A 16,720-nucleotide genomic window follows, 5' to 3' on the forward strand; every position below is an offset into this window, starting at 1 on the left:
CACAGAAATGAAAAGAAACTTATATATTATAGCATTGTTGACATTCGCAGCTACAGCCTTTACCGGCTGTAGCCACGACTACAACTACGATGGTGAGTATGATGTGCCCGGCTATTTCAGTGGTTCAGACCCACGCAACAACTTGGTTTATTTCTCAACCAATACCGTTGACTATACAAACAGCTTTGTCGGAGACTTGCTTTTCAGCGAGGCAGAACACACTTTTATGCTCCAGGCAACTATAAACCGCAATCTCACCAAAGCAACAAAAGTGCAGGTGGCTTATGCAAAAGATGCACCTCTGCTTGCTACTACTTACAAAGACTATCAAGTGGCAACAGATGCCGACTTCACCCTTACTAATGGTGGTGCATTCGAGATAGGCACAGAGACGACACAGATGCAGATTCCTGTAACCGTGAAGAACATGGGTAAGTTCACTAAACCAACTGTAATTCCTGTTCGTATAACTCCATCAGATGAAGCACTGAAGAGTCCCAAGTCTTCCCGTGACTATGCCTATATCGTGATCAAGCAGGAAGAGCTTTGGACGGTTTATGCCGGATCTTCAGATATTACAGTCAACCTTGAGGGCACCAACAACAAATATATTGGTGAAGATGATGTGACTGTTTGGTTCACTGTAGCAAAAGCGTTCACCGGCAAAGGTAAAGTTGGCCTCGAACGTGACAACTCTCTCTTCAAAAGTGATGGTACAACAAAGTTGGCACCCGAAGGCATCTCTGCTGTTGAGAAGCAAGATGTAGAAGGGGAAGTCCAAATAGCTACAGAGGTTCAGCTGAGTCATGCAGAGAAGTTTACAGCCAAGGGAACTTACATTCTCCCAATGCGTGCTATCTACTATGATGAAAAAGGCAACAAGCACTATATCACAGGAGGCAATATCTTCCTTTCTATAAAGGTGATGGATATTTCTATAGCACATTCTTCTACTGCGCCCACAGGAACAGAAATCCCTGCTACGCAACTTATTATCAACAGTTCACGCGAATTAGCCTACGGCACAATTACCAGTTTAACCGACGGTGTAATTGATAACCAATATACTTATCTATCTAAGGGAACAACAGATATAACCATTGACCTTACACAAAAAGAGACCGTAAAAGGTGTACAACTCGGAATGTTTATCAGCAATAGATATCCTTATTATCCAGAAAGCGTGAAGTTCTATGGTAGTAATAATGGTACAGATTGGGATGAATTGTCTACAGACATGTATATTCCACAGAAAAAGTTGAACAACTTCAATGCTATCAAGAATGTTTCGGTTCGCTATCTGAAATTAGAATTCAATGTTACCAAAAGGTGGGGCTCCCTGACTGAAATCAAGGTTTTCAAGTAAAAACAACCCTTGCTATGAATAATCTTATGCTTTGTTCATAGCCTTGAAATATCAGAGGATACACGAAATCAATATGCGTGTATCCTCTTTTTTTGTTGTGATATTCAATACTATAAATGCAGAGTTTTGACCTTATTGGCTTCTCAAAACTACTTCGGTTCGGGATAAGATAGAATAAGGTTCCATTACATGGTGTTGCAATTGATATTGAATTAGCTCGCAATCTAAGTCATATTACAGTGTAATTTGAGTCATTTTACGTGGTGATTTGAGTCAAAATGCACGGTCATCTCAGTCATATTGCGTGGTAAAGTGACTGAAGTTACAGACAGAGATAACACTGATTGGAGATAAACCTTTGCTTTGAAGAGTTCCAATTACCTATCCCGAATTAGGGTAAAACAATCTTTTTTCCTATCAGAATACTAAGAAATAGGTATTGTAGTACCTTGTAACCTTTAGTAATTTTGCACCGGATTTAAAATAATTATAAATATAAAAAGACTTATATGCTTAGTAGTAAATAAAACTAAACGCACTACTGTTGAAACTATAGACCTCAACCAAACAAAGGAAGGCATCCCTAAGTCTAATCATTTTGCTATGCATTACATCAACAAAATGCTGCCTCTGCTCTTTGCACTGACAACAGTCGACGGGTATGCCCAGGCGCAACAAGATTCTCTGAAAAATTCCAAGAGTGCACTGACAGATTCTGTTCATAAGTTGACAGAGGTTGTGGTACGTTCTAACCAAATGTTAGGCAGTAAATTCGAAGCCCGCAACCGCACAGGGTCGGCTTATTACATCTCTCCTGAAGAGATATCAAAGTTTGGTTATACCGACATCAACCGTATGCTGAAGAGTGTCCCGGGAGTGAATGTGTATGAAGAAGACGGCTATGGACTGCGCCCAAATATCAGTCTGCGTGGTACAAAAGCAGAACGAAGCGAACGAATTTCATTAATGGAAGACGGTGTGTTGGCAGCTCCTGCTCCTTATGCAGCACCTGCAGCCTACTATTTTCCCAATGCCGGGCGCATGTATGCCATCGAGGTGCTGAAGGGAAGCAGCCAGGTTCAGTATGGGCCATTCACCACGGGTGGTGCTATCAACATGGTATCAACACCAATTCCTTCAAAGTTCAGTGCCCGTCTGAACAGTTCTTACGGCAGCTACAACACCCTTAAATCATACATAAGCGTCGGTAACCGTTTCAAGCATACAGGCTTCTTGGTGGAATATCTGCGCTACCAGTCAGATGGTTTCCGCAAGGATGAGCCAAACGAACGCACAGGCTTCAAACGTAATGACTTGATAGCTAAGTTCTCTGCACAGACAAATAAAGACGAAGGTGTAAATCATGTGTTTGAATTAAAGTTTGGCTTTGCCAATGAGACATCTGATGAAACTTATTTAGGACTTTCTGAAAAGGATTTTGCCCGGCGCCCTTACTTCCGCTATGCCGGGGCACAGAAAGATAATCTCAAAACCAGACATACGCAATGGGTAGCGACCTATCTGATAAAGTCGGGCAACAACCTGAAGATTACCACCAATCTATATTACAACTACTTCTTCCGTAACTGGTACAAACTTAATGAAGTAAGGGCCGGTATAACCAAGGCTGAGCGTCGGTCTATTGATGCCGTGCTTACTGACCCTGAAACCAACCAAGACTATTTCGACATTGTAACCGGGAAGAAAGACTATATCGGCGAAGCACTGATGTTGCGTGCCAACAAGCGCATTTATCATTCGCGCGGTATACAATCGAAAGGGGAATACCGTACAATGCTCTGGGGAGGCTATCTGACTGCGGAACTGGGCATGCGCTACCATGCCGACAGTGAAGATCGATACCAACAAGACGATGCTTATTCTATACAGAATGGTAGGATGAGTCTGTTCTTGGCAGGTCAGCCAGGCAGTCAAGCAAACCGTATTACCACAGCTCATGCTTTCTCAGGCTATTGGATGGGAAAATGGTCGAAGGGTATCTTCACGCTCACCGCGGGTATGCGCTATGAGGATGTAGACCTATTGAATCGTAACTATACCAAGGCAGACCCTCGCCGGACCGGTATGGTACGCATTGAAACACCTAACCATGCACGCGCAGTGCTCCCAGGTTTAGGTTTCAATGTAAAACTACTGCCTGTTCTTTCCCTCTTTGGCGGCATCCATAAAGGCTTTGCCCCTCCCAGTGCGACACTCAATCAGAAAGCAGAAAGCAGTGTAAATGTCGAATCCGGATTGCGCCTGACGACTCAGAAAGTACGCTGTGAGGCAATAGCTTTCGTCAATAACTACTCTAACATGTTAGGAAGCGACCTTGCCGCACAAGGTGGACAAGGTACACTTGAGCAGTTCAACGTAGGCAAGGCTATAGTAAACGGTTTAGAATTACTGTGTTCTTATCGACCTCTACCCGATCACTTTACCTTCCAAATCCCCATTCAACTATCTTACACCTATACCAACACAAAGATGAAAAATGACTTTGTCAGCTCTGCTTGGGGTTCGGTAACCTATGGCGATGAGATACCTTATATATATAAACATGCCTTCAACGCCCAGATCAGTTTCGAACATAAGTGGATAGAAGCTAACTTCGGTGCACGCTACAATGGCGATATGCGCACAACTCCCGGACATGGACGAATTGCAGAACGTGAGAAAATACCCGCTCATCTTATCTTGGATGCCTCACTGAAAGGACATATCAACAAGAAAATAACCCTTACCCTAAATGCAATCAATCTGACCAACAAGAAATATCTTGTGTCGCGCCACCCTTCAGGACTGCGTGCCGGTCATCCATTCGGCATTTACGGTGGCTTGCAAGTACAACTGTAAAGGGGAAGATAATCGATTAAATAAATAGAAACTTCATTATAAAAAGTAATGTACAAACATACAAGAATAAATAAGATACTGACCATCGTCTTGTTACTCGTCAACGTTCTTACGGCATCAGCACAAACAGCTGGAACAATCTCCGGAACGATTAAGAACGAACAGGGCGAGACACTCATAGGCGCATATGTGCAGGTATTAGAGACGAAAATGAAAGCTGTTACTGATGTAGATGGCCATTTCATCATTAAGGCTGCTATAGGCCAGACCATACAAGCGAGCTACATCGGTATGACAACCAAAAGCGTGAAAGTCACAGGTAATCGTCCTTTAGACATCGTTCTGAAAAGCGACAGCCGCCAGATCGAAGAAGTTGTGGTAACAGGTTATCAGAACATCCGCAACCGTGTGTACACCGGAGCCGCTTCATCAGTCAAGATGGACGACATCAAACTTGAAGGTATTGCTGATGTCTCACGCATGCTTGAGGGGCGTGTGCCAGGATTGTCAATACAAAACATATCCGGAACATTCGGTTCTGCTCCCCGCATCAATATCCGAGGCGGTGCTTCTATCATCGGCAATGTGCAACCTTTATGGGTCATTGATGGCGCTGTATACGAAGATCTCGTACACCTCAGCCTTGACCAATTGGCATCCGGAGATGCTGTTACGCTTATCAGTTCCGCCGTTTCAGGGCTCAATCCTGCAGACATACAGGACATACAGGTTCTGAAAGATGCCTCTGCGACCTCCGTTTATGGTGCTCGAGCACTGAATGGCGTGATTGTCATTACCACTAAAGCAGGTAAAAAAGATACTCCGCTGCGTGTAACTTACTCCACAGAGAATACCATAAGGTTGAGACCCCGCTACAGCAGCTTCGACTTACTCAACTCTCAGGAAACCATGTCACTTTTACAAGAAATGGATGACAAAGGCTATTTTGGAATTACCAATTCTCTTTATGGCCGTCGCAGTGGTATCTATTACCAATTATACAAGGGAGTGAGCACTATCAATCCAGCAACTGGTGACTACTATCTGCCCAATACACCAGAGGCAAGAATGAACTTTCTGCGCCAGCGTGAATATGCCAATACCGACTGGTTCAATCACCTCTTTACACTGAAGCCAATTACCAACCATGTAATAACGCTCTCGGGAGGTGGCAAGAATACTGCAACTTATGCGTCAATCGGTTTCTATCACGATGCAGGTTGGACTGTTGCCGACAACGTAAGTCGTCTCACAGCCAACATCAAGAACACATTCTACATTAATGATAAACTGACAACAACACTCACCGCACAAGGTAATATCCGTTCGCAGAAAGCACCAGGCACTATGCCGCAACGTAAGAACAGCACGATAGGTGTCTTCGAACGCGACTTCGACATTAATCCTTTCTCCTATGCACTCGGTACAAGTCGTACCCTCAGTCCTTATAATGAGGATGGAAGTCTATCTTATTACCGCAACAACTGGGCGCCATTCAATATCTTCAACGAGTATGCCAATAACAAGATGAACATTGATGTACTTGATTTCAAGATACAGGGAGAAGCTACCTACAGACTCAATAACAGCCTTGCTATCAAAGCTTTGTTATCAACTCGACAGGCATACACCAGTACAAAACACGAAATACATGAGGGTTCAAACCTCATAAAAGCTTTCAGAGCCAATGAGAATCCTTTTGTAGCCCAACAGAACATCTACTTGGTTCACGATAAAGATAATCCACAGTTACAACCTAAGGTTGGGCTTCCCAATGGCGGTATCTTCAACAAGACCGAGGCTTCTCTGAAGAGTTTTCTTGCCCGTATCGCTTTTGATTTCGACAAGCGCATCAACGAGCACGACTTCAAAGCTTTCGCTTTCTCTGAAGTTCGTTCAGCAATCCGCACAGTCAATCCATTCCAAGGCTATGGAATACAATACGACCGCGGCAATCAGATTTACACCAATCCCCTGATATTCAACAAACTCATCAACGAAGGCAGCGACTATTTCAATCTGCAGAAACGCAATGATCGCGGGGTAACATTCTCTTTTAATGGTACTTACGGCTATGCAGGCAAATATGTCTTCAACATGGTTTTCAACTGCGAAGGTTCCAACACCTCGGGCAAGGGTGCACGCGCTTTATGGCTACCCACATGGAACATCGGCGGAAAATGGAACATCGATCAAGAAGACTTCCTCAAAAACAACAAAACTATATCCCGTCTTGCTCTACGTGCCAGCTATGGCTTAACAGCCAAAATGAACGAGGAAGCTATCAATGCCAATGCCATCTATAAAAGTGGTATCGTAAACCGTCATTCTTTCAAAGACAGAGAGAACAAGCTAAACATCCTGCATCTTGAAAACCGTGATCTCACATGGGAAAAGATGTATGAGCTGAACATCGGTATGGAGTTAGGGCTCTTCAACAACCGCATCAGCACAACCTTAGATGTGTATCAGCGTAACACTTTCGACCTTATAGACCTTGTCCGCACCTCTGGTGTAGGCGGTCAATACTATAAGTATGCCAACTTCGGCGATATGCGCACACGAGGAATTGAGTTGGGTGTTCACACGAAGAACATCATTACCGAAACTTTCACATGGAGTTCCAGCCTTACTGTAAGTGCAATGAATCAGAAGATTACCCGTCTGTTGAACACGCCCAATGCCTTTGACATGGTGGCAGGACGAGGTCGTGGAAACATCGTGGGCTATCCCAGAGGTTCGCTCTTCTCTTTTAATTTCCAGGGACTCAATAACCAAGGACTTCCAACCTTCAATTTCGGACGATACCCCAGCAACCAAGGTGAGCTGTCAAACATTGCCGGTGCCGACTTCCTCGACACACAATATGCCAAGTCCTATCTCATTTATCATGGTCCGATTGAACCTCGTGTCATCGGTGGTCTGTCCAATACGCTGAAATACAAGAATTGGGAACTGTCTTTCTTCCTCACCGTTCAGGCTGGCAACAAGATACGACTCAACCCTACTTTCGACCCGGAATTCGGTGATTTGAATGTATTTTCCAAGTCTTACTACAACCGCTGGCTCAATCCAGGCGACGAGTATAAGACCGATGTTCCCGTACTTCCTTCGCAGGAACTCATTGCAGCTGTAGGCAAAGAGAATATCGAACGCGCCTACAATACCTATAACTACTCTCAGATGCGAGTGGCTGACGGAGGCTTTGTGCGCATGAAGAACATCTCCTTGGCATACAATGTTCCTGAAAACTTCTTGAAGAAGGTGCACCTCCACTCTATGAATCTGAACTTAAACTTGACCAATCCTTTCTTGATCTATTCAGACAAGAAACTCAAAGGTCAAGACCCTGAATATTATAAATCGGGAGGTGTGTCACTACCTACACCGAAACAGTACACAGTAACTTTGAACATTGGCTTCTAACAAGATAAAATATGAAAACAAAAATATATTTATTACTGTTCACTGTAGCTGCTTTTCTTTTCAGCAGCTGCAATGACTATCTTGACAAAAGTCCTGACTCGGGACTGGATGTAGATATTGATACCGAGGACAAAATAGCCGAACTCCTCACCGGGGCATATCCCGAAGCAAGCTATATCCCTTTCCTTGAACCGCGCACCGACAACGTTGCAGAGCGTGTGAACGGCATCCACTCACGGCTGAACGAAGCAATGTTCTTTTGGGAAGACTATGATCAGGAAGACCTTGACACGCCACTGAACTACTGGAATGCCTGCTATAAAGGCATTGCACAGGCAAACAAGGCCCTCGAATTACTGACCCGTTATCCTAAGAGCGACCGAGTAAAGGCATTATATGGCGAGGCTTTCCTGCTAAGAGCCTATCTGCACTTCATGTTGGTCAACATCTGGTCTGAGCCTTACGGTGGAAAATCAACCGACTTGGGCATACCTTACATCACTAAACCAGAGAAACATGCGCTGGTCGACTATGACCGAGGAACGGTAAACGAGGTATATGATAAGATAGAAAAAGACTTGAAGCTTGGTATTTCCTTAGTTTCAGACGCCTATTACAAGCACCCTAAGTTCCACTTCAACAAGAAGGCGGCCTATGCTTTTGCCTCTCGTTTCTATCTGATGAAAGGCGATTGGAAAGCAGTGATAGCCTATTCAGACTATGTTTTGGGAGGTGATCCGAAGCGGATGCTCCGTCCTTGGCGACAATATGCCAACGAATTGGAATTCAACCACAAGAACCTTTTCCGCCGATACAATTCCACTGACGAGCCAGCCAATCTGCTGATGACAACTACAGAGTCGCGTCTGGCACGCACAACACCAACTGAAAAGTACGGTTCTACATTCGAAACAGTCGACAAAGTCTTTGCCAAGACAGGCATAGAAGGTGCACGTGACTATGAAAAGATGAACTTTATCGGCACCTATATCTTCACATCATCGCTTGCTCCCGTAACAACAGGGCGCTATTTAGCTAAGTTTGACGAGCTGTCGAATGTCGAAAGTACAGGTTCTAAGCCTCGCGGACTCTACGTAACCAATGTGCTTTTCAGCGTTGATGAGGTGCTGCTGAACCGTATGGAGGCGTATGCCATGCTCAGGGATTATAATCATGCCATTGATGACTACCTGCAATACATGCAAGGTAAGTTTGGTTTCTTCCCCTCTGTAGAACGTTCTGTGTACACATCTACAAACAGTAACAATTACAACATCTACACACCGTTCTACGGCCTGACACTGAAACAGCTGGCAATGGTGAAGCTTTTCCTCGACTTCCGCCGCAAAGAGTTCTATCAGGAAGGCCTGCGTTGGTTCGACATTCGCCGCTTCCATTTGGCTGTGAAACGCTCCTCGAAGAGTTCCTATTACTTCCCTTTGGAGAAAGACGACCCCCGCAAGGTACTCCAGATACCGGCAGAAGCCATTCAGCGAGGCTTAGCTCCCAATCCAAGAGAACGCAATGAACCTCTCAGATAAAGTGAACGAAAACAACACGTAACTATCAGTAAATCAGCATATAATATATGTATAACAGGCCGTGCTCCCCTAAATGGAAAATAACTCAAGTCAAATTACGTCGTAACTTGACTTGAATGAGGCTGCAATCAGACTTGAGTTACACTGCAATCAGACTTAAGTTACACTGCAATCAGACTTAAGTTACACTGCAATCAGGCTTTAGTTGTTTTTCATAAGAAACCAGCCGACAGTAAGACTGACAAGTATATATGCAACATCATAACTGATAAAGAAAAGTAATCAAACGAATATGAAAAAGATATTTTTAGTTCTCCTCACAGCATTTACCCTCATGGGATGCAGCAATGAAAAGCTGAGCGACAGGAGTGTGGTTGATGATGGTAAGAAACAAATAGAGAACACAGAACTCGACAAGTGGATACTCGACAACATAACCAAGCCCTATGGCATTGAGGTTATCTATCGCTGGGAGAAGAACGCGGGTGGAACGGGCACTTTCATCTATCCTCCAAAGATAGAGAAGGTACGTGCCGTACTTGAAGCAGTAAAGGAACTTGGACTTGAAACTTATCAGCTCAAGGAAGTTGCCGGCGAGGGTTTTCTGCGGGGAAGAGTGCCAATAAAGCTCTACCTCTATGGTGGTGGAAACCCTGATGAGAATGGAGTGGAACGACTTTATAATCACCAACTGACCGCAGCTGAAATGTGCCTTTATCATGTCAACGACTTTAATCCGAAGGATGCTGACAAACTTTACGTGCTCATGCGCAGCGTGCATCATCAATTGGCCAAGCGACTCATGCAGCTTATCCCCTACGATCGTGATAAATTCTCCAGCATCAGTGCTAACCGATACACAGGATCTACGGAGCCGATAGCAGCACCCTTGAGTTATGCCCGCACGGGAAAAGAGAAGTTCGGCCTTGACAGCTACGCAAACAAACGTGGCTTTTACACGATGCTCTCTTTCCTTTCGGCTGAAGACGACTTTGCAGAAATCATCAGTGCCACGCTGACTTCCAAGCCCAAGGAACTGGCAGATGCCGCTGTTACGGCAAAGACTCCCGACACAGACATTGACCCCGAGGTTGCTCAACGCTATGCCAAGGAAGCAGAACAAGCGTACAAGGAATTCATGGAAAAGCAAGCCTTTGTCAATGAATATGTACAGAAGGCTTGGCACATCAACCTCAAGCAGATGCAGGTAATCAGTGTTCGCAGACTATACTCCTACGTAAAACAACATTAAAAAAATGAAATATAGAAATATAATCCGATACAGTTTCATGCTGCCTCTGTTGTTCCTGGCAGCCTGCTCATCCAATGATGATGCCTTCGACAAGTCTCCATCTCAGCGCAGCAGTGAGAGCATAGCTGCCTTGAAAGAAGAACTCGTGAATGCACCACATGGCTGGAGGGTAATCTATTTTCCCAAAACAGATTCTCTGTTGTTCTCCAATCCGTCTGAACTGATACCCCATAATGGCTTCAGAGGACGCTACGGATATGGCGGTGACTGCTTTACGATGAAATTCAATGCAGATAACACTGTGGAAATGCGTGCCGACTTCAATGCCGGAACAGTGGCAGCGGCGAAGAAAAGCGAGTATCTCGTCGGTCGTAACAGCTATACACAGTTGAGCTTCATCACTTATACTTACCTGCATCAATTGGTAAACGACCGCTTTGCGGGTTCGTCTGATTTTCTTTATATGGGTAAGAATGAAGATGGCGAATTGGTGTTTCGCACAGCTTCCTACTTGCAGCCTGCCCGCGAATACATTGTATTCACAAAGCTGAAAAGCAAGGATGACACACTTGTCATTGCACGCAAAGCATATGAAAACCGCGCTTTCTTCGAACGGATGGTAAACCCACAACTGCTCATTCACCGTGGTGGACGCACCTATTTCCGCAGTGATCTCTATATCAAACGCAACGTTGAGACTAACCAGGCCTTACTGAAGGAAATCGCAGAGAAGAAATATTATCTCTTTCTTTTTACCAAGAAGAAAAACCCAATCCCCGACTATCCAGCTAAAGAAATAACAGGCTTAGGCTCCGGATACACAGGTACAGAGTATGGCATCACGTTCAGATCGGGCTTGCGCTATGACAGCAAGACGATATTCTACGATTTTGAACGTGTCGGCAACCGCTTTGAGGCAGAGCTTGTTTCGGTTTATGACCCGCTTCTCCGCCGCAGTCGATTGGTCAGCAAGCATCTGCATCCGGAAGGAGAGTTCACGGGTATTCGGGCAGAAATCTACGATGCTCCCATAGAATGATGCCAAGAGAAGATATAACAAACCATTAAGAATGTAAAAAGCAATGATTATGATACGAAGTAAATATGCCGTTCTTTTCCTGGCAATGCTTGCTATGGGGTGCTCGCCCAGCAGTGAAGATTATGCCGAGGAAGATTATGAAAAGCTCTTTCCCTTTGGTGGAATTGAGAAACCTAAGGTATCGTATGAAGACCAAGTTGTGCAGTTAGGTGATCCTTATGCCTCTGTGTCTGACTTTGTTTACCCGGGAGTTGAGATTACTGAAAACGTGAGAACCTATAAGGTGACGCTCACTTGTTCTTTTAATGAACGTGGCTTCACAGACAAGGATAAAGGAGAGGACAAAGTAGAATCGCGCTATTTTATCCGTTATGTCGGTAGGGATAAGAAACTGCATACAATAGCAACCGACAAGCGTGCAGAGGGAACAGATTTCTTACTCACGAAAAACAAGGAGCATACGGTTACTTTCTCTGCCAAATCAGGATTTCCAATGTATCTCTGGGTGAATGGTGTCGGCCCGCAGAACTCTTCTGTACATGCCACTATCTCTGCTGTGTCAGAAGATGGGTTCACTGTAGTGAACCCCTTAACCGTACACGAATATCAGAACCAAGAGGGTATTGATAAGATCAAAGCACCATTCAGTGCTTATGTCATCCTTCCTTAACATGCAAAAAAATGAAAAAGAAAACATCTATTTATAGCCTCCTGTTCCTGCTTCTGTCAGCACTGTCTTCATGCAGTCAGTGGGAAGGAGAAACGGTGGAATCGGCTTACAGGGAGCCCCAGATTCCCGATCCTTCCTATCAGTTCAAACGCACTGGCAGCAGCAGTGTTGACTATCTTGAATGCAGTCTGCTGCGTGATCCGCTCGACTATATTTACAGCAGCTATCTCAGAACCGCCAACATCATGTATGAAAGTGCAATGACCAGGGTTAAAGATTATTTTGATCATGGTGAATTCGGATTGAAACCGCAGGAGGAACTCGCTGCCTCACCGCTCCATAAGGCCGACCGAAAGCGCATTCTTAATGATGTGGAAGAAATCTTCAAGGTAACAGGGAAGCTCAGCGGACTTGGTCAACCCAGCCCGGGAACCTATCGAAACCACAAGGCAAAGATAGGTGAAGGCGGCTATGTAGGCATTCATATTGGCGATGTCAATATTGCCTTTGCAGATGAAAAAGGCTTAGTCGTGGCCGAACTGTTCAATGGTATTGTGTGGGGAGGCATCTATTTAGATAAAATTCTAAACGTACACCTCAACGACAGCCTGTACAATGACACTCGTTTGCGCCGTGAACATGAGAACACGTCATTGCTGCCGGGTCGCAACTACACAGAATTAGAACATCATTGGGATCTTGCTTACGGCTACTATCAATATTGGCTGCCCTTTGTACAGGCAGGCGGACTCCCCGTTTTACGCGAAAGCCGCATCAAGATTTATAATGCCTTTGCACGGGGACGGTTGGCACTGACAGAGTATCGCTACGATGAAGTGCAACAGCAGTTGCAACTGATAAGGACTGAACTTTCAAAGGTAGCAGCAGTCAGAGCTATGAACCTGTTAGTGAGTGATATCACTTTAAGCAATCTTGACGAGGACATCAATAACGCTCTTGTCTTTCTTTCACAAGGTTGCGGTGCACTTTATGCCTTGCAGTTCACCCTGCAGGAGTCTGGAAAGCCACATCTTTCCTATAACCAGGTGAAGTCATATATCAATGAGTTGACTGCCGGCAATGGCCTTTGGGACAAGAAACGTCTCTTAGGTGATGAAGCAACAACGGGGTCGCTCAAGCATGTGGCAGCACAGATAGGGAAAGTATATGGGCTGACACTCAACGATATTAAACGTTCGTATTAATTAAAAGCATACAAATATGACACATCGAATCTATTTTATTATATCTCTGTTGTTGCTTCCTTTCATGGGCAAAGCACAATTACATACAGAGTTGTTACTCAATGGAGGGTTTGAACAATATGCCCCGCCAGCCACCCCACCCTCCTCCGGAGATGAAGACGATGATGAGGAAGGCGATGATGAGGAAGAGGAAGAAGACACTTTCAACCCTTATCAGAAGCCACTCTTCTGGTATATCAGCGACCAGTTGGGTTACTCAAGAATCAAAGAAGATGTCCACGGTGGGCAGTTCGCTGTGAAGTTATATCCTAATGGTCATTCTTTTTATTCGCGTGACAAAGACTTTAATCTGAATTGTATCAAGATTAATAGTGAGGGTGAATACCGGCTGTCTTATTGGTACAAAGGCAAGGCAAAGAAGCCGAATGTTATTGCTATCGTAGATTGGTACAAGGGAAATAAAATCATAAGAAAAGACCGACTCACAAATGAGAAAGTTAAAAGTTTCACAAATAATTGGCAGCAGAAAGTCATTACGCTTACTGCTCCTGCAGGAGTTGACAAAGCAGGAATAGGATTTGAACTGGAATATGACCCCTCTGCAAATGACGGTGGATATATCCTTTTCGACGATATCTCCTTCATGCAGACTAAGGAAGCGACCAAAGAGCCGACACTCACTCCGCCAACAGGCCTCAGAGCACAGGTGCAACAACGGGAAGTGGAACTTTCCTGGAATGCTGTTTCTGAACCCGGCGTGAGCTATGAGATACGTTGTAACGACAAGATGATTGCCACAACAAAGGCTACCTCTTACATCATTGAAAAGCTTTCTCCTGATACTCCCTATCGCTTCACAGTGACAACAGTCAAGGGAGAAGAGACCTCAAAGCCTTCTCAACCTCTCAATGAGCATACTTTTCAAATGACAGAGACTGTAGATGATGCGGGTAGAATACCTTATCTATATACGATACGCGAGGAGGGAACCTGCTCTCAAACACTGCGACTCTATTATAACGATTTGGCCGATCCTAATGCCCGCATCAGCTACAAGATTGATGGAGCAAGCGTTACGCCTGAAGGAAGCAGCATCACTTTCCCAAACAAAGGAAAGCATATCCTGCAAATAGAAATAGAGGAAACGCCGGAACGTAAGTGGGAAATAGAATATAAACTGAATGTTGACTAACGATGAAAAGAATACTTTTTTATTTATTGCTGTTATGTTGCAGTTCGATCTTTGTGGCTTGCAGCGAAGATGCATCTGAAAACAGAGATATCCAAGTGGGCGCCGATGACCTCAAAGAAGTAAAACTGAACAAACTTACAACCCGCACGATTATTCTGCGAGGGGGTAACGGCAAGTATATTGCCAACGTCGCTGACTCAAAAATCGCCGGTGTTTCCATAAGTAAAGACACCCTGCGCATTAATGGTATATTGGAGGGAAATACCTATGCCACCATCATCTCGGGCGACTTCAAGAGAGTTGTCAATATCAATGTGGTCGTTCCGGAGCTCAGTATCAGCCAATCAGAAATCAGACTTTATCCCCGTGATGAGAGTAAGTTCATCAGTTTGAATGGCGGTGGAGATATTGTAGACCTGAAAATTGAAGACCCCGACAAGGTTATAGATGCGAAATGGAATGCCAAAACAAACATCTTAGAGGTTCAAGCCTACTATGAAGGTGAGGCAAAGATACGCATCATCTCACAAGACAAGCAAGAGAAAACGCTTAAGGTTGTCGTGCGATGCGACGGAACGGCAGACCGTGTAGGCATTTATGGAACAACCTCTCATAGCCTTTATGAACAGATGAATACCGTAATGGCCGTGCGACGTCCCGGTATCGGAGTGTGGCTCTGTAATGGTACGCGCCCCTACACTTCTCAAAGAGTACTCAAAATTACCCCGGCTGTAGTTAATCCCACAGTTGGAACACAAATAGAAGTCTCGCTCTCTATGCTTTATCCTAACGCATTTGCCAACACCAAAATTAAAGAAGGGAAATGCAAACTGTATGTAGAAGAAGTAAGAGAAAAAGATGTAGTGCTACGTGGCAATGGCTTTAAGTTTGTCATTCCATACGAGAAGAAATAAAAAGAAGCTGAATATTAAAAACGCTCTTTGACCGATCAGACTTATCCTATCGGTTCAATCGTCTGATTGGTCAAACTTCAAATAAAGCAACATTTCATTAATCTATCATTTAAAGAAAAAGAACTATGCAGTTTATTACATTCAAGAAAAGCATGCTGATCATAGCATTAACTTTGTTTTGTACAGCTTCCTTTGCACAGACAATGGTAACATTGGATAAAGCAGGAGAACTCTCTAAGAAAATAAAACCAGCAGAGAAGTTCACTATCACCTCATTAACAGTATCAGGACCTATCAATAGTGACGACGTACGCTTCCTAAGAGAAATGATTGGGAGAGATATGGATGGCAACGAAACTGATGGAAAACTCACTTCACTTGACTTATCTAATGCAAAGTTTGTTACGGGTGGTGGCAACTATTATAAGGTGAAAAGAGGATTGTCCTTTAGATATTATAATATTGTAGAAAACGATGTGGTAGGCAATTATATGTTCTATAACTGCAAATCACTCACTACATTGAAACTTCCCAAAACAGTTAAAAAGATAGAACAAAATGCATTCTACAACTGTCAATCATTGAAAGAATGCACACTTCCCGAGAGCCTTTCTGAAATTAATGATAAAGCCTTTGCTAAAACAAACCTGTCAGAAGTCACATTCCCTGCTTCTCTCACAAGTATTAAATATAAGGCTTTCTCCGAATGTAGCAACTTAAAAACGCTCCGTTTCACCTCTTCGTCAGTACCTACTTTCGGGCAAGATGTCTTTGAAGATTGCTCAAAACTCGAGAAGGTATATGTACCCAAGGCATCATTGAATGACTATAAAGAGAAGTTGAAATTAAAACCAACAGTACAGTTTATCGGTGAAGATCCAAATACGGCAGGTATTAATTCCCTTGCAACTTCCAAAGACGCAGTCGAAGTGGAGCGCTATAATGCCAAAGGACAGCGCATAAACCATCCTGTGAAAGGTATGAATATCATCAAACTTTCTAATGGTAAGGTGGTGAAGCGCATAGAGCGATAATGCGCTTGGAATTAGTTTTTCCTCAGCATCAAAGCGCTGTCTATTATTCAAAATATTATCCTATATGAACGAACAATCGCCGCAACTCATTGAAGTTACGGCGATTTTCTGTTTTAATCAATCCCTTGTAAACTCTTGTTCAGAGTACATCGAGTGGAGCTGGTGGTAAATGAACTTACCTATATCAGTCCTTGATATTCAGAAATTTAGCCGAACCTCAAT

General features: G+C 44.0%; 11 protein-coding genes. All 11 read left to right on the top strand.

Annotation, left to right across the window (positions count from 1 at the left end; translation table 11 throughout):
* The first annotated feature begins 7 nt into the window (after positions 1-7).
* Complete coding sequence (locus tag HMPREF2983_RS09990; RefSeq protein WP_070668014.1) at positions 8-1,366, top strand: discoidin domain-containing protein; 1,359 nt, start codon at positions 8-10, stop codon at positions 1,364-1,366.
* Positions 1,367-1,969: 603 nt separating this feature from the next.
* Complete coding sequence (locus HMPREF2983_RS09995; protein WP_070668016.1) at positions 1,970-4,225, top strand: TonB-dependent receptor family protein; 2,256 nt, start codon at positions 1,970-1,972, stop codon at positions 4,223-4,225.
* Positions 4,226-4,273: 48 nt separating this feature from the next.
* Positions 4,274-7,651, top strand: a complete 3,378-nt coding sequence (locus HMPREF2983_RS10000; protein ID WP_070668018.1) for a SusC/RagA family TonB-linked outer membrane protein — start codon at positions 4,274-4,276, stop codon at positions 7,649-7,651.
* Between the two features lie 11 nt (positions 7,652-7,662).
* Complete coding sequence (locus HMPREF2983_RS10005; protein ID WP_018919377.1) at positions 7,663-9,192, top strand: RagB/SusD family nutrient uptake outer membrane protein; 1,530 nt, start codon at positions 7,663-7,665, stop codon at positions 9,190-9,192.
* 292 nt (positions 9,193-9,484) lie between these two features.
* Positions 9,485-10,444, top strand: a complete 960-nt coding sequence (locus tag HMPREF2983_RS10010) for a putative zinc-binding metallopeptidase (protein ID WP_070668020.1) — start codon at positions 9,485-9,487, stop codon at positions 10,442-10,444.
* A gap of 37 nt (positions 10,445-10,481) precedes the next feature.
* Positions 10,482-11,483, top strand: coding sequence for a DUF4302 domain-containing protein (locus HMPREF2983_RS10015; protein WP_018919379.1), 1,002 nt, complete (start codon positions 10,482-10,484; stop codon positions 11,481-11,483).
* A 49-nt stretch (positions 11,484-11,532) separates the two neighbouring features.
* Entirely contained in the window at positions 11,533-12,153 is a 621-nt protein-coding gene (locus tag HMPREF2983_RS10020; RefSeq protein WP_246829395.1) for a hypothetical protein, read from the top strand.
* Between the two features lie 11 nt (positions 12,154-12,164).
* Positions 12,165-13,358 (top strand): DUF4856 domain-containing protein, encoded by a 1,194-nt coding sequence (locus HMPREF2983_RS10025; RefSeq protein ID WP_070668026.1) that lies wholly within the window; start codon positions 12,165-12,167, stop codon positions 13,356-13,358.
* 64 nt (positions 13,359-13,422) lie between these two features.
* Positions 13,423-14,550, top strand: coding sequence for a fibronectin type III domain-containing protein (locus HMPREF2983_RS10030; RefSeq protein WP_083316799.1), 1,128 nt, complete (start codon positions 13,423-13,425; stop codon positions 14,548-14,550).
* Between the two features lie 2 nt (positions 14,551-14,552).
* Entirely contained in the window at positions 14,553-15,464 is a 912-nt protein-coding gene (locus HMPREF2983_RS10035; RefSeq protein WP_036890900.1) for a hypothetical protein, read from the top strand.
* 203 nt (positions 15,465-15,667) lie between these two features.
* Positions 15,668-16,498, top strand: coding sequence for a leucine-rich repeat domain-containing protein (locus tag HMPREF2983_RS10040; protein ID WP_246829396.1), 831 nt, complete (start codon positions 15,668-15,670; stop codon positions 16,496-16,498).
* Positions 16,499-16,720 lie beyond the last annotated feature (222 nt).

The sequence above is a fragment of the Prevotella sp. HMSC077E09 genome, from assembly GCF_001814685.1.
In the GTDB taxonomy this organism is placed as follows: Bacteria; Bacteroidota; Bacteroidia; order Bacteroidales; family Bacteroidaceae; genus Prevotella; species Prevotella oris.